The sequence below is a fragment of the Myxosarcina sp. GI1(2024) genome (assembly GCF_053543375.1).
Genome location: NZ_JBKGTY010000002.1, coordinates 554,106 through 576,463, shown reverse-complemented (window position 1 = coordinate 576,463; position 22,358 = coordinate 554,106). Strand labels below are relative to the sequence as shown.

Below are 22,358 nucleotides of genomic sequence, written 5' to 3'. Positions count from 1 at the left end.
TTTAAAAACCCTTATTTCTTTCTTTGCCTATTGCTTATTACTGTTGTCTGTCTCTACTGAAGCATATCTCGGATCCTCGATAACTGCTACATAATTTGCCTTCAATACCCAATCTCTAAACTAGAATCATGCGTATTCCTATAGCTACATATAGAATTCAATTTAATTCCGAATTTAATTTCGATCGCGCCAGAGAAATTATTGATTATTTAGCAGATTTAGGTATATCCGATCTCTATGCTTCACCAATTTTTAAAGCTAGAGAAGGTAGTAGTCATGGTTATGATGTAGTCGATCCGACAACGATCAATCCCGAACTAGGAACCCAAGAAGATTTCAATCAATTAATTCAAGAACTGCAAGTGCGCCAGATAGGATGGTTGCAAGATATCGTCCCCAACCATATGGCATATGATAGTCAAAATTTATGGTTAATTGATGTTCTAGAAAATGGGATCGATTCGGAATTTTTTAATTTTTTTGATATTAACTGGAGTCAACCTTATGAAGAAATGAAGGGACGGGTACTCACTCCTTTATTGGGAGATTTTTATGGTAGTTGTTTAGAAAGAGGCGAAATTAAGCTTAATTATGATGAAACTGGATTGTGGATTGGTTATTATGACTTTAAATTACCTCTAAAAATTGATTCTTATCTAACTTTTTTAAGTTATGATTTAGGTAAATTAGCTGAAAAAATTGGTCGTCAGCATCCAGATTTTATCAAAATTTTAGGGATTATTTACTTATTGAAAACTATTCCTGAAGAAACCAAAGGTAAAGAACGTTACAATCAAATAAGCTTTGTTAAAAGTTTAATTTGGGAAGTTTATATGCAAAATCCCGATATTGAAGAATTTATCAAACGTAATCTGGAAATATTTAATGGTGAACTCGGACATCCCGAAAGCTTTAATTTATTAGACAATATATTATCAGAACAATTTTATCGTCTATCTTTTTGGAAAGTAGGGGCAGAAGAAATCAACTATCGGCGATTTTTTACGGTTAACGAATTAATTTCGGTTAAGGTAGAAGAACTAAAAGTATTCAATAAAACCCATGAATTAATTGCTCAATTAGTTGCCGACAACAAAATTACTGGAGTTCGCATCGATCATATAGATGGTTTGTATAATCCCCAAGAATATCTAAGCAGACTGAGACAACTATTAGGTGATGTTTATATCACAGTTGAAAAAATTCTCGAGCTAACTGAAGATTTACCACCAGAATGGCCGATTCAAGGCACGAGCGGGTATGAATTTCTTAATTATGTAAATGGTATCTTATGCTGTCAAGCACACGAACGCGACTTTAGTAGAATATACAGAAGTTTTATGGGTTCGACCGCAACTTATGACGATTTAGTTTATGAAAAAAAAGCCTTGATTCTAGAAAAAAATCTAGCAGGCGATCTCGATAATCTGGCACAGATTTTAAAAAAAGTTTCGATACAAACGAGAGAAGGAAGCGACTTTACGCTTTACGGTTTGAAACGGGCTTTATTTGAAGTATTAGTACTTTTACCCGTTTATCGAACTTATATTAATGCTGAAGGTATTGGCAAAACAGATAAAAAATATATTCAACAAACAATTAAAGCGGCTCAAAAAAAAGCACCTTTGTTAATTAATGAAATTAACTTTATTCAAAAACTATTGTTGCTAGAATACGAAGATTTTCGTAGCAAAAGCCAAAGAGAAGAATGGCTGCATTTTGTCATGCGATCGCAACAGTTAACTGGTCCTTTGATGGCAAAAGGAGTTGAAGATACTTTACTTTATGTTTATAACCGTTTACTATCTTTAAATGAAGTCGGAGGAAACCCCGGTCACTTTGGTATTTCTTTAGATTTATTCCATCAATTCAACCAAAATAAAATTCAAAACTGGCGGTACGGCATGAATACAACTTCTACCCACGATACCAAACGGGGAGAAGATGCTAGGGCAAGACTGAACGTACTTTCAGAAATTCCTCAAGCATGGGAAACTCAGATTAATCAGTGGAGTGAACTCAATCAAGCCCACAAACAAAGTAACATTCCTGATGATAATGACGAATATTTCTTTTATCAAACTTTAATCGGTGCTTTTCCATTTTCAGAGCGCGAACTCACCGATTTTCCTACTAGAATTAAAAACTATATTCTTAAAGCAGTCCGAGAAGCTAAATTACATACTGCTTGGTTACGCCCCGACGAAGAATACGAACGGGGATTTTTAGACTTTATCGATCGGGTTTTAGATCGTAAAAAATCGAAAAGTTTCTGGGATAAGTTTATCCCTTTTCAAGAAAAAATTGCCGAGTATGGCATTTATAATTCTCTCACTCAAGTTTTAATTAAAAACACCGCACCAGGGGTTCCAGATTTATACCAAGGTACGGAATTATGGGACTTAAGTTTAGTAGATCCCGATAATCGCCGTCCTGTAGACTATCAAAAAAGAGTTGCCTTTTTAGCTGGAATTAAAGACATAAGAGACGAAAATATTCTCGAGTTATGTAAAAAGTTAATTGCTACTAAAGCCAATGGTAAAATCAAGCTATTTCTTACCCATCAGTTGTTATCTATTAGAAGAGAACATCTAGATATTTTCCAAAATGGTGACTATGTAGGTATTGAAGTTATGGGGAAATATCGAGACCACATAATCGCCTTTGCTAGAAACTATAACGGAAAAACTATCATTGCAGTTGCTCCTCGCTTTTTAACTAGTGTAGTTAAACCGAAACAACTTCCCCTCGGTGAAGAAGTTTGGCAAGATACCCGTTTGAATTTATCTTATAAAGATTGGTATAACCCGATCGACGCTCAGACAATATCCCACGAAAATCCTTCCGTTGGAGAAATATTAAACAACTTCCCCGTCGGTTTGTTAATTGGATAACAATAATGAACTTTAGCAAATAAAATTTAAGATTAAAAACCAGGGGCGATCGCCGCAGTAAGGTGTCTAGTAGAGTGTGGCGTAAATTCCCTACCCATTGTTTATAGGGATTGGGAGACAGTGAGACAGGGAGACGGGAAGAGAAAATGGATACTCAACTTTCGCCAAGGTGTACTAGATTGAATGGTTGGTTAGGGATAAAGCATCAAACTTAACAGTAAGTAATAAATGAGTTTGGCGAACGCTAATTAGACGAGAGACAATACAATAAAAAAATCTTGCAACCCAAACCTATTGTTTTGTCAATTAAAAATTGACCAACGGTAACTCCCACGCGCTGGATTTTACGAAGTCAAAGCAGGCACTGGAATTCAATTAGCGACCGCGTGACGGGTAAAAGCGATTGTCTTAAATGTCAAGTTTAATTTGTCTTATGGTGCGATCGCTAGTAACCAAATTAAGTAAGAAGAATCGCTTGTCACAGTCATAACTTACTGCGAGCAGGAAAAAACTAAAGCGATCGTGATAATTGAACTAAACGATTTGAGGTTGCCAGGTTTGATTATTTCTCATCATGGCATTGAGAAAAATGGCATTGCTGAATTAAGACATGAATCAATAAGGAACAGGAACATCGAAAAATCTGAGATAGTGAATTAGCTGTCGGATTGAATGCTTGAGCATCTCAACTGATGTTTGAATAACAAAGCGTTTTGCGGTGTAATCGAGCTAAATAATGTCTCAGCCTGGTGTTTTCTCCTTCAACTCTGGTCATATAAGTTTTACAAATTATTTGGTCGCCGTCGGGAATAAAACCAGGATATACTTTCCAGCCATCGGTAACATAGAAATAACACTGCCATTTTTGGACAATCTCCCAGAGTGGTTCAAAAGTTTCGGAACTGCGATCGCCCAAAACCCACCCTAAAATTCCTGGTCTGAAGTGATCTACTGCTGTCCAGAGCCAAATCTGGTTTTTTTCTGACCAACAAAGGTTTCCAATTCATCTAATTCTCCTACTTGTGGAATTGTTTCTGGCTCATAAGCATCTGCAAGTAATCTTCCAACTTCTCTGACCCCAGTAATGATGGTGGTATGGTGGACTCCTTTGACTCTTTCTATGGCTCTAAAACCCATGCCGTTAACATACATTTTTAAGCATTCACCCTTAGTCTCTTCTGAATCGCCACGACTGGTTTCGTAATCAGTAATGAACTGGCGATCGCAATTGACACAAATATAATTTTGTTTTCCTTGTCTGTTTTTTCCATTCTTTCTGATGTGTTCCGATTTACATTATTGCATGATTTTTCGCTAATTCATACTCGACTTTTAATTATGCAACGCCTATCAGGTAAATGAGCTTTGAATACTTCAATTACTCCTGGTTGTTGTTTCTCATGTCTGGGTCGAGTAACTTTGAGTTTACTTTGTAATTCATATCGAACGACTCGATGTATAGTTGCATAACTTATTTCAATATCTTCACAACTAAACAGCGCGGACAGCTTTGCTGTCCTAGTCGTCGTTAGACGACGAGCTGCGCATACGCGCTGCGTTGTACTTCTTGATAACTGTTAAAACCTTCGGGGTCAGATAACTCTTTTTGAAGCTTGGCTACTGTTTCTATCTCTAGTTTTTTTTGGTCTTCCTGTTTTTAGTGGTTCTTCTAGGAGTAAAGATAATCCTCCTGTTTTATACAATTGTAACCAGCGATGAATCGTTGACTCTCCTCTACCTATAATTACTGCTAAATAATTGACATTTTCTACTACCTTAATTTTTAGCAGATATAGGCTTTGTACTTTAGCATATCCTAATCCCGTTTTTTGCCGCTTCATCAGTAACTTTAACTCTTCTACTGATTCGGCTATTTCTATTTTAGGTACTCCAGACATTCGCTAGCATTTTATCTTTTTGTTATTTTACCAAGTCTCTCATTATTTTTGAAAATTGGTATTATAGGCATAATCACCACATAAAACTAGGGTAGGGGTTTAGTTATCGTATTGTTTACGCTAACATGGTTTTCTTTCCCCACATCTTTTTTCGTTCACCCGTAGCTAGGGAATCAAAAAACTTAAATGATCCCCAGTAATTTGTGCCAATTCAACAGGAGAGCCCTCTACTTTCACCTCACCTCGATCTAAGAACAAAATCCAGTCAGATCTCAAAATAACCCGAGGTCTATGACTAATAAGAATCGTCGTCTTGTTCTGACGGTATAATAGTAACTTATCTAATAACTTCGCTTCCAGAAGTGGATCGAGAACACCAGTAGACTCATCTAGAATTAGTATAGGGGGATTAGTAACGATAGCGCGAGCGATCGCCAGACGTTGTCTCTGTCCGCTAGAAAGGTTGGCTCCAAACTCTCCCAGCACCGTTTGATATTTATTAGGTAGTTCCCGTATAAACTCATCCGCCATTGTTACTTGACAGGCTGTTACAACCTGCTCGAAGTCAATCCCAGGAAACGAAAATCGAAAATTGTCTAAAATCGAACGACTCCAAAAGTGCGATTCTTGAGTAACCAGTACGACCTGTTGCCGCAAACACTCTAGCGAGAGATCGAGCTGATTATAGGGACCAAAGCTAATATTACCTGACTTGAGTGGATATAATCCTGTCAGGAGCTTTGCCAAAGTACTCTTACCGCATCCCGACTGACCGACCAATGCAGTTATCTGCCCTCCAGGAATGGTCAGGTTAAAATTTTGAAGCAAATTCACCCGACCAGCATGGTGAAAATTGAGATTTTTGCAGACAATATCGGCATTGTTGCATAGCTGCACCCAAGGTTTTTTTTCCCTGTATTCATCTTCAGGAGTAGCATCCAGCACTTCTGAGAGGCGCCGAATCGTTACCTGAGCCATAATAAATTCATCTGTCAGACTTACTGCAAAACTTAAAAAGCCCAAAAAATTACCGCTCATGCCGTTAAAAGCTATCAATTGACCAATGCTAAAATTGCCATTAATCACAAATAGGCTCCCCAGCCACAGTAGACCGATACTAGTGAAATCGAACAGAATCTCTGTTAGAGTGCTACTGCAAACTTGCAGTTTTAAAAGTCCCCAGTTGAGGTTAGCAAGGCGACTAAAATTATGCTGATATTCATCCCAGGCTTGAGGCGTAGCCTGAGTAGTTTTCAACACCATCGCTCCTCGAAAGGTTTCTACTAAAAAGCCTTGATTCTCTGAATCTTCCAGAATCAACTGGCGGCTTTTACGGCGCAAAACAGGGAGAAACAATAAATTTATACCAATAACCACTACAAAAGCTAGGATTGAAGCTAGAGTAAGTACCCAGTTATAGAGCAGCATCAGTCCTAGGGAAACGAGTGCAATAAAAAACTGGCCGGGCAGCTCTAGCACAATTTCCTCTACTAGAGCATTTACGTGCTGTACGTCGGTAATGCGACTTATTACTTCCCCACTACGATGAACATCGAAGTAAGATATGGGCAACCGCAGCAACTTATAGCCGTAGTCGAACAGCAAACCTAGTTGCAACCGTTCGGCAAAATAGCCTACCAAGTGCGACTGAACCAGACTCATGATATTACGAAACAAATTCATAATTACTACGGCAATTATGACGGTGGTCAGAAGCTGGATATCACCTCGCACCAGCACAGTGTCGGTGAGGAGCTGCATCATTACTGGCATAGTCAAGCTCAGCAGACCAATAGTAATATTGATAGCGGTTGCTTCTATCAAAATGAAACGATGAGGCCAGACTCGCTTTAAAAAGCGACTAAATCCATCAATTTTGTCGTTAGGTTGGTCATAAAAACATTCTTCATTCGGCTTGAGGAGTAGCATTACACCATTACTCCAGTTTTTAAGAAGCTCTTGACGCTTAAGATAACGTACTCCTACTGCTGGGTCGGCAATCACGTATTTATTACGCCGCTGCTCGTAAAGTACTACCCAATGGTTTTCTTTCCAGTGAATAATGGCAGGTAATGGAACTCGATTTAAACGAGCGATTAATTCTGATGCAGCTTTAACCTGCCTGGCATTAAAGCCTAGAGCTTCTGCTCCGCGTCGCAGTCCTAGCAGAGTAGTTCCGTGCGAACCAGTACCTACCACTTCCCGAGTACGGCTTAGAGCAAGGGTGCGACCATAGTATTTAGCTATAATAGCTAGGCAAGCTGCACCGCAGTCTTCTTCGCTATGCTGAAGTATGTTGAAATATTTCAATTTGGCGAACGCTCAAACTATTCAAATTAAATTTTTTATCTATTAAGCTCAAGTTTATAAGCTAAATAAAAATGGATAAAAAAGCGGTTTGCATGTAGTTTGCATTTCAATGTGAGACACCCAATTAAGAACACTCTAAAAGAATTAGATTATTTCTATATCTGTTAGTCATGCAAACCACTGTAAATTAAATTTTTAAGTTTTTAACGCTCTAATTTACATTAAGTGAAATATTAAATTTACTAATTAGATAGAGCGCATTTATAGCAAACAATTTTCGACTAGGTAGGATGTCTTGAGTACGAGCTTTTTAGCAAGGTTAACGTGCCAACTATTTTCTACTTTCATTAGTAAAAAATTAATGACGTTTTTTTGCGTGAGTTTTTTTCTTGCTTTTTACTTTTGTTTGTCTTTTTTTTACCACTGTTTTCCTCTTTTCAGGTTTTTTCGACTTTTTATCTAAATCCGGAAATTTGATAATGGGTATGGGTACGGGTACGGGTACGACGGGTATGTGTCCAACTCCACCAGACACCAATTCAGCTTGCCTATCTGATAAAAACTCCAAATCTTCAAATTCAAGTTCGTCAGCCAACGAGGTGAATCGATCTTTATTTACTGGTTGATTCGACATGAGTTAAACTCCTTCTTAAAAAAAAACAAGACTATATGTAACTGATGTTGTGCGTTTGTTATGCGTCACAGGTTCCAAACCTTTAGTTTTCTGTGCAAAATTAAATTTTGAAACTATTAACTTTTCGTTAAAGTTTCGTTTCACTGCATAACGTCACATATTTTTTGATTTTGTTCAATTTTTAAATTATTAGATTAGTAGTATTTTGTCAATTGTTTTATAAAATTATCTAATATGCATAAATGATGAATATAGAAATAAAAAGTTACATTTTAATGTTGGACTAATTCTACTCCTCTTCCGTCACTTTCGGAAAAGACAATTGCTAAAATCCTTTAAATTTTGCCTGACCGTATAGACCGTCTGCTACCACGCACCTTGATATGACTTCCGTATCGTTTTGTCGAATAGCTGAACCAAAATCGCGACGTATTCGTAGCTTATAAACTGGAGTTTAGACTAAATCCAAAAGAAGAGATAGCTAAGCAAGCAAAAAGGGAGAAGATAAAAGTTGACTAAAACGAATCATCTTCTCCCCCATGAATCTTGAACGATTAAAAGAATTTCGTCAATCGGCATACGAAGCAATGGGTAAAGCCAAAGATGCTGTCTTTGAATTGATGGATGCAGTGCTATTGACCAGAAGTATCTCTTCATTTGCCGAACTTTCCCTAAGTCCAGTGTTTCGCCGTCAATGGTCAAGTATCTATGAAGCCATTGATGACAGTCGACCCCAAAAACCCAACCTGAAGAAACTGTATATCGAGCAAATTCCGCAGGACAAGATTCTTCGAAGAATCTTGTTAAGGAGACCATACTGACTGGTCAAGACCCGAAGCCTTCACGTTAAAAGATCGTACGTACCTACGAACACTGTAAGCAACTGATTGGAGGAGGCAGCAAGCCAGTTACCTTGGGACAAGGTTACAGCACCCTGGCTTGGATACCAGAAGACCAAGGAAGCTGGGCATTACCTCTGTGTCATGACCATATAACTAGCTTTGAAACACCTCTGAGTCGAGGAGCCTTTCAACTACGAAAGGTTTGCCAAATCCTGAAAGTGCGTCCAGTGAGTGCTTAGGATAGTTAGTACGGTAATGCTTCCTTTGTCAACCAAACTGCCGATATCCCTGCCGACAAAATTATGCGGTTGCGACCCAATTACTGTCTGTGGTGAGAACCGCCACCCTACTCAGGTAAGGGTCTTCCTCGAAAACATGGGGAGAAATTTAAACTCAACGATGAGACTACTTGGGGGTCTTCTCAAGAAACTCTTATTCTCGATGACCCTACTTGGGGTGAGCTGAAAATCCAGCATTGGGAGTCGTGTTGATTATAATTGGCGAGCGCATTACCTAAAAATATACCCTAAATTACCAACTTCAATTTTTCTATGCTGTTAGCTGTGAAGCGGAATAGTCAAAAATGGTAATACCAATAAAAGTAGCCAACTCCAACTCAGCCAATTAGTTTCGGGGATCGAGTCAGTTTCTGATAACAGAAAATCAATTCTCATTTCCAGGCGATCGCGATTTACGGGATAGCTAAAGTGTGCTGAGAGCATTTGAGGCGATTCTAGAGGTGCTTTGACTACCTTTAAAAGAGATTCAGCTAATAATAACGAATTTGTTCTTTCTGCTGCTTGACGGTCGGCCCTCATTTCTCTGAGTAATAATAGTTCTTGCCATAACAATTCTGTATGAGGTAGCCAACTAGTAACAGAACGCAACCAACCAAACCAGAAAAACCAAAATGTATCGCGATAGTAGACATGAGCTTCTTCATGAGCGAAGACGGCGGCTAAATGTTCTGCATCTAAAGCTGCTAATAATCCTTCACTGATAACCAATTCTGAATTCCAAAAACCAACTTGCGCGCTATAGGGAAAATCAACTGCTAGAAAACGTACCGTTCTATCCGCAACCCTTTGCTGTCGATAAGTGTTAAGCTCTCGTAGAGAGCGAATGCCTGAGTAGGCTAGCTTTAGCAACCAATAGCTTGCAAAAATTAAAAAGCTCCAAGACACTACATAACCCAACCAACTAGCTTCAACACCAAACATTGCCCCACGAAAGCCCATACAAACGATCGCCATAGCCGTGCTTAAAAGCAGTAATGGAGGAAATAGCAATAAAAATAAACAGCGTTGCCAGCGATCCCGCCAACTTGCCGTGAGCGGAACTTTTAGCTGTCTCAACTGCCAAACTATTGCTAATATCATCACGATGCCGAGCGAGTGCATTCTATTTTTCCTCCTCTCTCTGACGACGAATCGCTTTTAGGCGAGCAGCAATTTTTTCAATTTGTTCCAAGCTTGCCGTATCCAAACTGTCGGCAAAAGAAGCAACTAGATCGGGATTGCTGACTTCTAAAAAACCATTGAGCTTCTCATAAGATTTTATAGCTTGGGCTTGTTCGCGAGAAATGAGAGCTTGCCAGGTAAAAGCTCGTCCTTTTTTGCAGCATTTGAGCCAGCCTTTGGTAGTTAAGCGACGCAATACAGTGGTTACGGAAGTATATGCTAATTCGCGGTTGGGATCGGTTAAAATTCGGTCGTGAACGTCCTTGACCGTTACGATTTTTAACTGCCAAACTATTTGCAGAATTTCTGTTTCTAACGGACCTAGAGACAGCTTTTTGGGTCTGTAGTGAGGTAGAGGAGGCATCAATGATTTCGTAAGTGTTGACAAAAATCTTATTTATTTTACCTCGTCAAGATGTTCTCTAAGTTTTTACTCTTCAGTAATAAGATAATTTTAAATAAAAATTGCTCCCGGGCTTTTGGAGGCTAAGGTTTTCTAAAGCAAAATCTAAATTAATTATCTTACATGCTATCTGATGTATGAGAGGCAATTAACAGGATGTCTGAAGATTTTCTAAACGATAAAATTGGTATTATATTTTGTTTGTCGAGCTTGCCCCCCGCTTTAAAAAAAATAAGGGATTTAGAGAACTTAACTTTAGTAGCAAATTAGACTTCTCAAATAACTTCTAGGGAAGCCTAACTAAACAATGCTGGCATTTACTAGAGGATTGTACTGATGCTCGATAGTTGTGACTTAGTATTTTTTCAAAAAATTTACTAGAGGATTGTACTGATGCTCGATAGTTGTGACTTAGTATTTTTTCAAAAAATTTACTAGATTTTTAGTGTTCGACCAAATTTAAGTCAATACATTTTATTTTTTATTCGTACTACTATGAGTAATTGGTGGCTGGGAACGGCATTAATTTTAGCATCTACTTTTGCTACATTGAAATTACAGTCAGTAAAAGCGATCGCATCCAACCTCAATTCGAGAGAAATTTCGACCTTAAAAAATCAACAGACAAAACTACTAGCTCAACAACAACCAGTTTGTTCGCAATTGGCAACTGGGTATTCCAAAGTATATGCGTTTGAAACCCAAAGTTTTTGTATTGGCATTTGTCAGACTGACGAGGAGTTCTTTTATTTAAGACAATCTAGAACCAATCCTCAAGAACTTTTAATACTGCCAGCCACAGCCGTATTTGGTGGCAAAGTTTTTCAAGCTATTGATGGCAAAACTATTTACTTTGTTGGGATTGATGCTAATGGACACTATTCTTCAGTAATGCACAATGATGATGAGATTGTCTTCGAGCCAGAAATACAGTCTTCTGTCATAGACTCAACCCCTGGAGATCGCTTTCAGCCAGCTTTTACAGAAAGTATTCCCTGGTTAAATAATGGAGAAAACAGTTTAGACACCAATAACAATAGAGATAATTCCGAATCAACTAACTGGAAAGTTTGTACTCTAGATCGCAGTAAGCTTCATCCCATGTTAAATGACTGGCAAAAACTTTTCAATGCATCGCTTAAAACAAGTGACAATTGTCAAGCTCAATTCACATCTAACTAGTATCGTTTTGATGTTTTCTAGTTTTTCAATCCTGTCTACTGCCTGCTGCCTGGACAACCGTCAAATTACTCGTCTCGTGGAGTAGCCACGGCAGCTTTAGGGATCTTGACCGCTGGTTTATCGACCGCTACTGCTAGCATAATCGGATCGGCAAAGGTTTCTGGTTTGGGAGATTTAACCAGTCTCCACGCTGGTGAATTAGTTCCAGGAACTAAGCCAGATAGAGCAGCAATTAAGGCTGCAGCGATCGCGCCTCCACCCCAAACCGCAATCTTTTTACGTCTTTGAGTGCGGTCGAGTTTTTCGTACACTTGAAGCGATAAGTCGTCAAATGATAACTTGCTAGGAGGTGCGGTTAAATTCTGCATTTGCGAATGTAAGTGCAATAATTGCCCGTACATTTTCTTAACTTGAGGTTCGTTATCCAAAAGATGCTGCACTTGGTTGCGTTCTGTTGGAGTTAGTTCATTATCTAAATAAGCACTTAATAACTCAAAGCAATCCAACTCGCCGTTGCCAGTTTTTTCGTCCGAATCGTAAATGCGATCGCTGTCAAAATCCGATGTCATTGTGGCATCACCGTTACACGTTATTAGGTCAAATTAATTTCAATACTGTAGAAAAACAACCATGGTTGCTGGGGTTATTTACCAATTTACTCTCCATCTATGTAGTTTTGCAATACTGTCTGGAGTTTTAATCTAGCTCTGGCAATTCTGGATTTTACCGTTCCTAAAGATACGCCAGTTATTTCTGCTATTTCTTCATAAGCTAAACCTTCAATCTCTCGCAATACTATAGTAGTACGAAAGGTTGGTGGGAGTTCGGAGATTGCCAAATGCAAATGTTCGTAAAATTCTTTGGTAGCTAGATTTTCATCGGGACCTGGAGTATCAGCAGGCAATTCCCAACTTATTTCACCGTCTTTCATTTGGCGTGGCGCATCCAGAGATAGAGGTGTAGCTACTCTTTTGCGTTTGCGTAGTTCATCATAAAAAAGATTGGTAGCAATACGGCTGAGCCATCCCCTAAACTTAGCGGGTTCCTGTAGGCGATTGATATTGCGATAAACGCGAATCCATACCTCTTGAACTAAATCTGCTCTTTCTTCCCAGTCAGGAGCTAAGTGATAAAACAAACGATTTAAATGGGATTGATATCTTCGCAATAATTCGGCGAATGCCACTCTGTCTGGTTGAGAACCTTCTTGGCAGCGAACGATTAGATCGTAGTTAGAGAGTTTTGTGGGAGTCACTAAGTTGTTAGTTTCGCTCACCTCAACTCTTGACCATGATATAGGAAGAGATTGACTCATAAACTTAATTAAAAGCAATATATGATTTCTCAACCTTTAGACTAAATAGCTGGAGAAAAAGTTCCTCGCTCCCTCCAGATAATACTTAAAATAATATCTCGAGCATATTTAAACTTTACAATTTTGATTGTGCTTCGTAGCTAGGAGCATAGTCCTTTAAAAGACTGCTCAACTGGGTAGCTATAGTCGAATCATTTTTAGCACTGAGAGCTTGTCGTTCGGGGAAAAATTTTGGTCGGTCTAAGTAACGAGAAATTGCCTCTCTGACCTGGTCTTGGATGAGTGCTTGTAACTCTTGTCTGGCTCTTTGACGCTGATAGTTCGCCCCTTCTTCTGTGGTGGCATATAGAGGTGGTAAACGGTTGAGTGCATAGGCAGCAATATCTCCAACATCAAGGGAACTATCGCTAGTTTGCTCGATTTCGGCGATACGAGTAATAGCTTCGCTGAGAACTAACTCCTCCATAACATTGATAAACTGTTTGCGAGGAACTGCCACTACTTCTCCTGTCAGAAGGGCACCCATGAGTTTGTCTAATGCCATATATTCTTCTACAGATAATTCGGCTGCCGCATCACAAATACCTCCAACTTCTGCTTCCATAGTTGGAGTTAAATAGCCGTCTTGCAGAGCTTGTTCTACGATTGATTTAATTCCCATATCTGTTTAAATACTTCCCTAGATTATTACTTTCTCGACCCATCTTAATCTTTATTTTCAGAAATCGAAAAGGTAGCGAGATAAAATATCTGCTGGCTCAAAACTTAAGTGCGATAGGGAAATTGCAACTTTCCTCAGCAGTGCACTCCTATTTATTTTTACTCTAAATTATATGCTTATTTTAGAGGGTTTATCTTAATAAAAGATTAAACACTTTTGTAGGATGGAGGACGTGCTTGTTTACTCAAACAATTATCGTTCGAGTCTTCAATTTGCCTTAAGCTTAATCATGTGAGCTACAAATAAACGACTCGGCGCAGTTGCGCCCTTCCAGTCCGCACGGTGGAGTAATCTCTGACTTTACTTAGTTAATTTCCGTAAATCTCCAAGGAACGGGATCGACAGCTACCCCATTAACGTATAATCCCCAGTGGAGATGGGGACCGGTGGATGCTCCCGAAGAACCAATAGTACCAATTTTTTGTCCCGGCTGAAGCAAATCTCCTTCTCGTACATAAATATCTTGTAAATGCATTAATATACTTAATACACCCTGACCGTGATCGATACCAATGGTATTGCCATGTACGTGAAAGTCTTCGCTTTCTTTGCCGATGAGCCTAACTTTTCCTGCGGCGGGAGAGACTACTATCGAACCGCTACTGCCAGCATAGTCAACACCTTTATGGTAGTAATCATGAGCGAATTCGCCATTGTAGTAACGACGCACGCCAAAAATGGTAGAAACTTGAGCCGCACTCGGTCGAACAAAAATACCGTTCCAGAACTTTTGAGGTGTAACCAAATTTTTAAATGCTGCTACTCTTTCTAGTTCGGTAGGAGTAGCTGGTCTTGAAGCTCTGCCACTCAACCAAATATGTTGAGTGGGAAAAATCCGATTTTTCAACCAGACTCCAATATTTCTAGTTGTTTCTTCGCCTTTAATGCGAATGGTCATTTTGCCTGGTTCGTCTAGAGGAGAAGTTGGAATGAAAGCTCTATAGCGATCGCCGAGTTGAAAAACAGGATAATTTTTTTGCTCCAAACTTACTGTTGGTGGCTTACTAGAACTATCATCTGGAGTTATTAATACTGAAATAGTATCCCCGATTTGCGGAGCGCTCGGCGATAAATCTACTTCTAAAGCTCGCGCATAGGTAGGAGTTGCTAACAAAAATGTTGTTGCCGTCCAAGTAAAAATATTTTTAGACAGGTTTAGCATGAGCCGATCTTTCTGTGCCGATATTTAAGTCATCAAGTGTCTTCTTTACTAGCACAGATTGCAAAAATTAGACATGAGTTCCATCGGTCCGATGCTAATTTTATCAGCGTCGAATGAATGGTAAATAGATAATTTAAGTTAGTTTGCAGTCATCTCTGACTGTTGGTCAATAGTTCTGAATTAAAACTTATTTCTTTAGGGAATTTCTACAACCTCTGCGACTGAAAGTTCTCTATCATCATAGATAGGGAATAAATGTAAGTACTTTTGATGAGCGCAGCGACAGAAACTAGATTTTTACTAAAACAACCCGAGCTTTTAGAAAACCGTCTCCAAGAAATTCCAGCAGAACCTGGAGTATATTTTATGCGGGGCAGTAACGATGATATTCTCTATATTGGCAAATCTAAAAAATTGCGATCGCGCATTCGTTCCTATTTCCGCGACTCGCAAAAATTGAGCGATAGGATCGCCATGATGGTCCGTCAGGTAAGCGAAATTGATTTTATCGTTACCGACACCGAAGCCGAAGCTTTAGCTTTAGAAGCCAACCTAATCAAACAGCATCAGCCTTACTACAACGTGCTGTTAAAAGACGATAAAAAATATCCCTATGTCTGTGTTACTTGGTCGGAAGATTATCCGCGCATTTTCATCACTCGTAAGCGTCGGGCTAAAAATGAACGCGATCGCTATTATGGTCCCTATGTAGATACTGGTTTGTTACGTTATACCCTACATATCATCAAGCGAGTATTTCCGCTGCGCCAGCGTCCCACTCCTCTGTTTAAAGACCGTCCTTGTTTGAATTACGATGTAGGTCGCTGTCCTGGGGTGTGTCAGTCGTTAATCTCACCGGAAGAATATAAAAAAATCATCCAAAAAGTAGTGATGGTCTTCCAAGGAAGAACAAATGAATTGGTTAGTATTCTGCAAACCCAAATGGAACAGGCGGTAGAAAAGCTCAAGTTCGAGCAAGCCGCCAAATTACGCGACCAAATTAAAGCTTTATACAGTCTCAACGCCGACCAAAAAGTATCTTTACCTGATGATACTCTCTCTCGCGATGCCATCGCCCTAGCTGCAGATGACAGACACTGCTGCATTCAATTATTTCAAATTCGTGCCGGACGCTTGGTGGGACGCTTGGGTTTTTTTGCCGATGCTCAATCTGGTAGCGTTGGAGCAATTTTACAACGAGTGTTAGAAGAACATTACTCTACCGTCGAACCAATCGAAATTCCTACCGAAGTTATGGTGCAGCACGACTTACCAGAAGCAGAAATGTTGAGCGAATGGTTGAGCGATCGCAAGGGAAGAAAAGTCAGTTTGGTAGTTCCTCAAAGACAGACTAAAGCCGAACTGATTGAAATGGTGGAACGTAATGCCAATTACGAACTAGAACGAACTCGACGGACGAGCGATCGCAACACTCGGGCTTTACAAGACTTAGCCGATATTTTAGATTTACCAGAACTACCCAAACGCATTGAAGGTTATGATATTTCCCACCTTCAGGGTTCGAATGCTGTTGCTTCTCAAGTAGTATTTGTCGATGGGGTACCAGCTAAACAGCACTATCGTCACTACAAAATTAAAAACCCTACTGTAACTATCGGACATTCTGATGATTTTACCAGCATGGCTGAAGTAATACGTCGTCGCTTTCGTAAATATAAGCAACCAATAGCCGCTCTTTCTCTATCAGAGACTGAAAGCGATCGCGATTTTCCTGACTTAGTCATGATCGACGGTGGCAAGGGACAGCTATCGGCAGTAGTTGCCGTGTTGCGGGAGATGAATCTTTTAGAAAGGGTAAAAGTAGTTAGCTTGGCAAAAAAGAAAGAAGAAATTTTTTTGCCGGATGAATCTTTTCCTTTAGATACCGATCCAGAACAGCCAGGAGTACAGTTACTTAGACGAGTTAGAGATGAGTCGCACCGTTTTGCGGTTAGTTTTCATCGCCAACAAAGATTAAAAAATAGCAGGCGATCGTGCTTGGAAGAAATTTCAGGATTGGGTTTTCAACGCCAGAAACAATTACTGGCGTATTTCCATTCAATTGACTATATCCGCAAGGCTTCAGTAGAAAAGTTAACTGAAGTGCCCGGTATCGGACGGAGTTTGGCTCGAGAAATTTATAATTATTTTCATCCTAGCAGTTAAAGCACTAATTTTTGGCTAATTTTGTTTGCTGGTTACTAACAGGCTTCCATTCCGTAGGTATATCTTCAATAACTGTTTTCTTACCTGTTGGTTCTAAAAATAAAACTTTAATTGTTGGTTGATAACATTCACCAATTAATTCGTGTCCGTGCCCAATAACTTCACCTATGTTACCAGTTTTTTTTTGTAAGACGCGATCGCCTATATTAAACATGAGTATCATCCTTCTGAATTTTTACTTTAAATAAACTTGAAAACTAGATTGAAAAACATTGTTTAATATAGATAGCTTTTTTAAAAAAATCGTCTACCTTTAGTCTTAAAACGAACTTGTCACTCGGTTAATTCGCTTAAATAAGCTTACCGAATTCATAGCGATTAACAGGTCGTGACTGTATTGTCAGAATTGAGGCTCGAGATGTGTACGATCTCTCATGAATCCGAGCTCAATTTTAAGCAACTTTGTCTTATGCTTGTTGTCCACTTTTTACGCTATTTCTGCTTTTCATCAACTTATGCCTGTCAGTCAGCATAAACTGTTTTTTGTTACTTCATCAGAAAATTCAATTTTTTCTATTTTAGAGCCTCCAGTAATCGAACTATATTTTAGTTTTTTACTATTCAATCGACTCTTTAATTTAATATAAATAAAAAATTTAATTTTTATATTCTTATTAATTTTTTCCTCTAGTTTTTTGTCAATTTAATAATTTAAGTTCGGTAAAACTAATTATCTTTATTTTACTACATATTGAGTTCAAAACAAGAAATATTGGACTTGTCTATTAATTAAGTCCATCGCCTGAATCTTTGGCGAAAATCACAACTACTATTGATTGCAATCACACTTAGAAGTCATAGTTTTTTTTATAAAGTTTATATGAACGCGAACACTATTTAATTAAGCAAATAATTTTATTTATTTTATTTGTTTAATTGTTTTTTAATACAAAGGTATTTAATGATGAACTCAGTAAATAAACAGCTCTATAAACAAACCGCTTTCAATTTAGATACTAATTTGCGAGTCCAACCATGGAGGGGTAATAGTGGATCCACTATTCATTTAGATTTAAAAAATCTTGGAGATACTACAATATCGGATTGGGAAATAAAGTTTCAATCTGATGCCCCAATTAGAGAGAAACCTACTGATATTTGGCTGGGAAACATTGTCACTGAAACTTTCAAGAATGGAAAATATGAATATGTAATTGATTTTCCTAACAATCAAGATCTAGATCCTGGAGAAGAGCAGTACTTTGGATTCAATACTTTAAATCCATCTCCCAAAATTAGTAATATTCAAATAAATTCTCCATCTCCAGTTAGTTTCAACAAGCATACTAACTCAGTAAATAAACAGCTCTATAAACAAACCGCTTTCAATTTAGATACTAATTTGCGAGTCCAACCATGGAGGGGTAATAGTGGATCCACTATTCATTTAGATTTAAAAAATCTTGGAGATACTACAATATCGGATTGGGAAATAAAGTTTCAATCTGATGCCCCAATTAGAGAGAAACCTACTGATATTTGGCTGGGAAACATTGTCACTGAAACTTTCAAGAATGGAAAATATGAATATGTAATTGATTTTCCTAACAATCAAGATCTAGATCCTGGAGAAGAGCAGTACTTTGGATTCAATACTTTAAATCCATCTCCCAAAATTAGTAATATTCAAATCAACGATCGAGAATTAGAAAATAATACTTCTAAATCTCCTACCATTAAACAAAAACCGCCTTCATCAAATTCCTCTCTATCTCCACTTAGTTCCAACGCCATCTCAGTAGGATTTGAACAGCATGCTAATAATACGATCTATAGCACTGACGTACAAAGACAAGATTGGGATGCAAAGTGGTCAATGTATATGGATAAATACTCTATGATTACCAATGAAGATGCTCACTCTGGCGATAAATCCTTAAAAATTACCTATCCCTCAAACGCTCAATCGAATGTGGGTGCAGAATGGCAAATTCCCAGTCAAAAGGAATACTTTCTTTCTTATTGGGTCAAGTTCGATAAAGATTTTGATTTTGATGGTTCCAAGTATAGTGGAGGAAAACTACCAGGATTGGGTGCCGATGGTCTTTGCGCCGGAGGCAATAGTTGTAATGGCAATAATGGATTTACTTCACGGTATATGTGGAGAGAAAATGGAAAAGCTGTTCTGTATTTATATCACATGGATAAACCAGGAGCATATGGAGAAGACATTTTACTTAAAGGAAGCGACGGCAGTGATAAATATTTTGCGCGAGGTAAATGGCATAACCTAATTCAAAGAGTAAAAATTAATGACGGCAATCAGTCTAATGGAGAAATAGACGTTTGGATGGATAAAGAGCAAGTACTTTCCAGGGACAATCTCAAATTTGTAACTAATAATCAGGGCATCGATAACCTATTTTTCAGCACTTTTCATGGTGGCTCAGGCAGCGACTGGTGGCCAGAACGTGATGTTAATGCATACTTTGATGACTTTGTTGTTTCGACTAATGCTGCTGATGTAGGTTTATAGTCTGCTAAGAAAACAGAGATGAGCTAATCCATAGATTTGTCTGAAAGTTTGCCTAAAAGTCTATGATTGGATTTGACCCGGATTGAAAATTTTAGGAAAAATGTCATTCAGTACAGTAGCATCAAGAATTGAAGGCTCACGGGGCAATACCTGTATTTCTCATCCTCTATTTCTCACAATGTAAAAACCTTCCAAGTCGGGTAAGGTTTTTAACTCAGAAGAGGGATGAAGCTCAAAAATACTATGAAGGCATCATCATCTCCAGAACTTGTTCTGGAGATTTTCCTTGAAAAAATAAGTTTTGTCTCAGTCAAAAACTGATAGTTCACACTCAACCCAGTAACAATACTTACGAGCGAATTCAAGAATTTACTAGTAAAACACTTGCTTCTCCAGCCTTTGCCGATATTTCGATCGCGCTAAATAAACTTTTATTAATCTAATTCGATTTTCTATTGCTGCAACTGCCAACATTGTGATGCGATGCCTTTGGCTAGCTTCGCAATCGCCCAATCTTCTTCAGTATGAACGACCAATACCCTAACTTGAGAATCTGGGGTAGCGATATCTTCATTAGTAGGATGAGCATTATTTTTATCGGGATCGAGTTGCAAACCCAAAAAAGCGAATCGATCGCAGGTTTTTTCTCTTACTTTGGCTGCATTTTCCCCCACACCTGCAGTAAATACTAAAGTATCTAGCCCTCCCAGAGATGCCATCATTGCCCCAATACTACTACTGAGGCGATGGATATAAATATCGAAGGCTAACTGCGCTCGCTGTTTACCCTCGGCACTGGCGGCTAAAATTGTCCTCATGTCGGCAGATATTCCCGAAACACCTAATAAACCAGACTCTTTATTTAATAATTTATTTAACTCGTCTGCATCTAAATTGTATTCGCGCATCAGAAATAGTAAGATTTGGGGATCGATCGAACCGCAGCGCGTACCCATCATCAAGCCTTCTAGAGGAGAAAAACCCATCGTGGTATCGATACAGATGCCATTTTTAATTGCAGCTAGAGAACAGCCATTTCCTAAATGACAGGTAATAATTTTTAGAGAATCTAACGGTTTATCGAGAAGTTGAGCCGTTTTGGTGGCGCAGTATTGATGGCTGATGCCATGAAAACCATAACGCTGAATACCCCGTTCGTACCATTCATAAGGTAGGGGATAAACTTTGGCAGATTGGGGAATTTGACTGTGAAAGGCAGTGTCGAATACAGCGATCTGGGTTACATCGGGCAGAATGTTAGAGATCGCTTCAATGCCTTCGAGGTGAGCGGGGTTGTGGTTGGGCGCGAGGGGAATTAGTTCGGCGATCGCAGCTTTGACTTCAGGAGTAATTATAGTAGGTTGGGAATATTTCGCCCCTCCATGGACTATGCGATGTCCGACTAGAGCGATCTGCTCTAGTTGGTCTATAACTTTAGTTTCTCCGTCAACGAGAGTATCGAGCATCATCTCTAAGGCGCGATCGCGATTGGCTATTTTAATTTGTTGTTTGAGGTTATTACTTTTAACGGTTAAACTACCGAAGTCTGAAGCAATCGTCCAATCTATGTGCGCTTCCCACAAAGCCTCGGGAAGTTGTTGGGGTAATTCTTTTCCTATTTGATAAAGGCAACTTTTTTGACTGCTCGAACCAGCGTTGAGGACTAAAATATACATAAATCTAGTTGCTCTCGATAAAATGACCGCCAAATTTTCCTTTATTGTAAAGAATAAATTTTAAAAACCCGTAAAATCACTAGTAGCTAAGTACAACTCATTCCAAGAAGGAGGTCTGTAGTCTCGATTTAAACTACGATCGACATATCCTACTACGCGGGGCAATTCTTCTCCTCTAATTTCTCCTTTCAAAAACATTTTCAATTTGTTTTCCCAGTCTTGAGGATATTCTCTAATTAGGGGATGTTTGACCACCAGGGATTGATATTCACCTCGGTCGGGATCGATGATGACATCCAAGCTGAGAATGCCCAAAGAGCGAACGAAAATTCCAGTAGCCGCGATCGCCGAATCGGCATTAACTCGTCTTTGTTTGAGAATGACTACAAAATGCCCTCCTTCAGGAATGTTATAGAGTAATTCTTGGGAATCTTTAATCGGATGGACTTCGACATTGTAGCCTTTAGTCAATCCTTTATCGAGAGTAATATCTTCGTATTCTTGGTCGGGATGGGGCAGATAAATTGTAAACTGATGGAGATCGAGCCAAGGGTTATATACTGTCTCTTCGGTCGCTCGCTTCCAATCATTATATTGTTGGCGCATCTGCCGAGCGACATAACTTTGGCTATCGCAAATGTTAATTAGAGACATATTGAGAACGCATTGCTCGAACTTGTTGAAAGCTCCTAAAACTTGCATAATCACTACTTATTGTTTGTGTTTTTAATCTGTCGTCTCTGGTTACTAATGACTACTAACCACTAACTACTAACCGACTCAATCTTCATCCAAAGCAGGAAATGCCTCTTCAATCGCCCATAAAATACTTTTGTGGGCGATAAACCAACTGCGAGTTTCTGGAGTCAATTCATCCCACACTAAGTCAATAGAGACATGAGGCGATTCGTACTGATATTTTTTACCGAGCAAGCGCAAATTGGCTACAACCTTTTTAGGAATTTCAAAATCTAGCCAATTAACCTCAACAACTTTACCCGATACACCCCCACTAGGATCGTAAATTAGTTGGGCAACTCGAATTAGATCGGCAAAATGAGTGGGTTTCAATCCCGTTATCTGTTGAATTTCTCGAACTCGCTCTCGATCGTTTTTGATACTCATAGTTGTTTTGTTCTTTATGGTTTGTCCTTTGTAA

Annotated in this window: 19 protein-coding genes and 1 pseudogene; 6 read left to right on the top strand and 14 right to left on the bottom strand. The window is 38.9% G+C overall.

Annotated features, from left to right (window positions below; all coding sequences use genetic code 11):
• The first annotated feature begins 128 nt into the window (after positions 1 to 128).
• On the top strand, positions 129 to 2,894 hold the full coding sequence (treY, locus tag ACLFKQ_RS11740) for a malto-oligosyltrehalose synthase (RefSeq protein WP_448999988.1): 2,766 nt from the start codon (positions 129 to 131) through the stop codon (positions 2,892 to 2,894).
• Positions 2,895 to 3,509: 615 nt separating this feature from the next.
• Here the strand turns inward: treY and ACLFKQ_RS11735 are convergent.
• The 4 genes and pseudogenes from ACLFKQ_RS11735 to ACLFKQ_RS11720 all read right to left on the bottom strand — a co-directional run.
• Positions 3,510 to 4,190, bottom strand: a pseudogene (locus tag ACLFKQ_RS11735) (IS1 family transposase); the annotation flags it as partial.
• A gap of 296 nt (positions 4,191 to 4,486) precedes the next feature.
• Positions 4,487 to 4,792, bottom strand: a complete 306-nt coding sequence (locus ACLFKQ_RS11730) for a hypothetical protein (protein ID WP_448998985.1) — start codon at positions 4,790 to 4,792, stop codon at positions 4,487 to 4,489.
• Between the two features lie 165 nt (positions 4,793 to 4,957).
• Complete coding sequence (locus tag ACLFKQ_RS11725; protein WP_448999987.1) at positions 4,958 to 7,102, bottom strand: peptidase domain-containing ABC transporter; 2,145 nt, start codon at positions 7,100 to 7,102, stop codon at positions 4,958 to 4,960.
• A 358-nt stretch (positions 7,103 to 7,460) separates the two neighbouring features.
• Entirely contained in the window at positions 7,461 to 7,736 is a 276-nt protein-coding gene (locus ACLFKQ_RS11720; protein WP_448999986.1) for a hypothetical protein, read from the bottom strand.
• 539 nt (positions 7,737 to 8,275) lie between these two features.
• Here ACLFKQ_RS11720 and ACLFKQ_RS11715 point away from each other — a divergent pair.
• Positions 8,276 to 8,557, top strand: a complete 282-nt coding sequence (locus ACLFKQ_RS11715) for a hypothetical protein (RefSeq protein WP_448999985.1) — start codon at positions 8,276 to 8,278, stop codon at positions 8,555 to 8,557.
• Positions 8,558 to 8,649: 92 nt separating this feature from the next.
• On the top strand, positions 8,650 to 8,817 hold the full coding sequence (locus ACLFKQ_RS11710) for a hypothetical protein (RefSeq protein WP_448999984.1): 168 nt from the start codon (positions 8,650 to 8,652) through the stop codon (positions 8,815 to 8,817).
• Between the two features lie 318 nt (positions 8,818 to 9,135).
• Here ACLFKQ_RS11710 and ACLFKQ_RS11705 read toward each other — a convergent pair whose 3' ends face one another.
• The gene (locus tag ACLFKQ_RS11705; RefSeq protein ID WP_448999983.1) at positions 9,136 to 9,978 is read right to left on the bottom strand and encodes a M56 family metallopeptidase; all 843 of its coding nucleotides are present in this window, start codon (positions 9,976 to 9,978) and stop codon (positions 9,136 to 9,138) included.
• 1 nt (position 9,979) lies between these two features.
• Positions 9,980 to 10,402 carry a BlaI/MecI/CopY family transcriptional regulator gene (locus tag ACLFKQ_RS11700; RefSeq protein WP_448999982.1) on the bottom strand — a complete coding sequence of 141 codons (423 nt, stop codon included), beginning with the start codon at positions 10,400 to 10,402 and terminating at the stop codon, positions 9,980 to 9,982.
• 534 nt (positions 10,403 to 10,936) lie between these two features.
• Here ACLFKQ_RS11700 and ACLFKQ_RS11695 point away from each other — a divergent pair.
• On the top strand, positions 10,937 to 11,623 hold the full coding sequence (locus ACLFKQ_RS11695; RefSeq protein ID WP_448999981.1) for a hypothetical protein: 687 nt from the start codon (positions 10,937 to 10,939) through the stop codon (positions 11,621 to 11,623).
• A gap of 65 nt (positions 11,624 to 11,688) precedes the next feature.
• Here the strand turns inward: ACLFKQ_RS11695 and ACLFKQ_RS11690 are convergent, their stop codons facing one another.
• The 4 genes from ACLFKQ_RS11690 to ACLFKQ_RS11675 all read right to left on the bottom strand — a co-directional run bounded on the left by ACLFKQ_RS11690 (position 11,689) and on the right by ACLFKQ_RS11675 (position 14,821).
• On the bottom strand, positions 11,689 to 12,192 hold the full coding sequence (locus ACLFKQ_RS11690; RefSeq protein ID WP_448999980.1) for an anti-sigma factor family protein: 504 nt from the start codon (positions 12,190 to 12,192) through the stop codon (positions 11,689 to 11,691).
• Positions 12,193 to 12,278: 86 nt separating this feature from the next.
• Complete coding sequence (locus ACLFKQ_RS11685) at positions 12,279 to 12,938, bottom strand: sigma-70 family RNA polymerase sigma factor (protein ID WP_448999979.1); 660 nt, start codon at positions 12,936 to 12,938, stop codon at positions 12,279 to 12,281.
• A gap of 115 nt (positions 12,939 to 13,053) precedes the next feature.
• Entirely contained in the window at positions 13,054 to 13,599 is a 546-nt protein-coding gene (locus ACLFKQ_RS11680; protein ID WP_448999978.1) for a late competence development ComFB family protein, read from the bottom strand.
• A gap of 364 nt (positions 13,600 to 13,963) precedes the next feature.
• Positions 13,964 to 14,821 carry a M23 family metallopeptidase gene (locus ACLFKQ_RS11675; RefSeq protein ID WP_448999977.1) on the bottom strand — a complete coding sequence of 286 codons (858 nt, stop codon included), beginning with the start codon at positions 14,819 to 14,821 and terminating at the stop codon, positions 13,964 to 13,966.
• Between the two features lie 270 nt (positions 14,822 to 15,091).
• Between ACLFKQ_RS11675 and uvrC the strand changes: the two genes are divergently transcribed.
• Entirely contained in the window at positions 15,092 to 16,987 is a 1,896-nt protein-coding gene (gene uvrC / locus ACLFKQ_RS11670) for an excinuclease ABC subunit UvrC (protein ID WP_448999976.1), read from the top strand.
• Between the two features lie 4 nt (positions 16,988 to 16,991).
• Here the strand turns inward: uvrC and ACLFKQ_RS11665 are convergent, their stop codons facing one another.
• Complete coding sequence (locus tag ACLFKQ_RS11665; RefSeq protein WP_448999975.1) at positions 16,992 to 17,201, bottom strand: hypothetical protein; 210 nt, start codon at positions 17,199 to 17,201, stop codon at positions 16,992 to 16,994.
• Between the two features lie 747 nt (positions 17,202 to 17,948).
• On the opposite strand from ACLFKQ_RS11665, the gene ACLFKQ_RS11660 reads away from it, so the two are divergent.
• The gene (locus ACLFKQ_RS11660) at positions 17,949 to 19,523 is read left to right on the top strand and encodes a polysaccharide lyase (RefSeq protein ID WP_448999974.1); all 1,575 of its coding nucleotides are present in this window, start codon (positions 17,949 to 17,951) and stop codon (positions 19,521 to 19,523) included.
• 452 nt (positions 19,524 to 19,975) lie between these two features.
• Here the strand turns inward: ACLFKQ_RS11660 and ACLFKQ_RS11655 are convergent, their stop codons facing one another.
• From ACLFKQ_RS11655 to ACLFKQ_RS11645, 3 genes are all read right to left on the bottom strand, one after another.
• Positions 19,976 to 21,199 carry an acetate/propionate family kinase gene (locus tag ACLFKQ_RS11655; RefSeq protein WP_448999973.1) on the bottom strand — a complete coding sequence of 408 codons (1,224 nt, stop codon included), beginning with the start codon at positions 21,197 to 21,199 and terminating at the stop codon, positions 19,976 to 19,978.
• Positions 21,200 to 21,259: 60 nt separating this feature from the next.
• Entirely contained in the window at positions 21,260 to 21,901 is a 642-nt protein-coding gene (locus ACLFKQ_RS11650) for a hypothetical protein (protein WP_448999972.1), read from the bottom strand.
• 78 nt (positions 21,902 to 21,979) lie between these two features.
• A complete protein-coding gene (locus ACLFKQ_RS11645; protein ID WP_448999971.1) occupies positions 21,980 to 22,324 on the bottom strand; it encodes a hypothetical protein in 345 nt (114 codons plus the stop codon).
• Between the last annotated feature and the right edge of the window lie 34 nt (positions 22,325 to 22,358).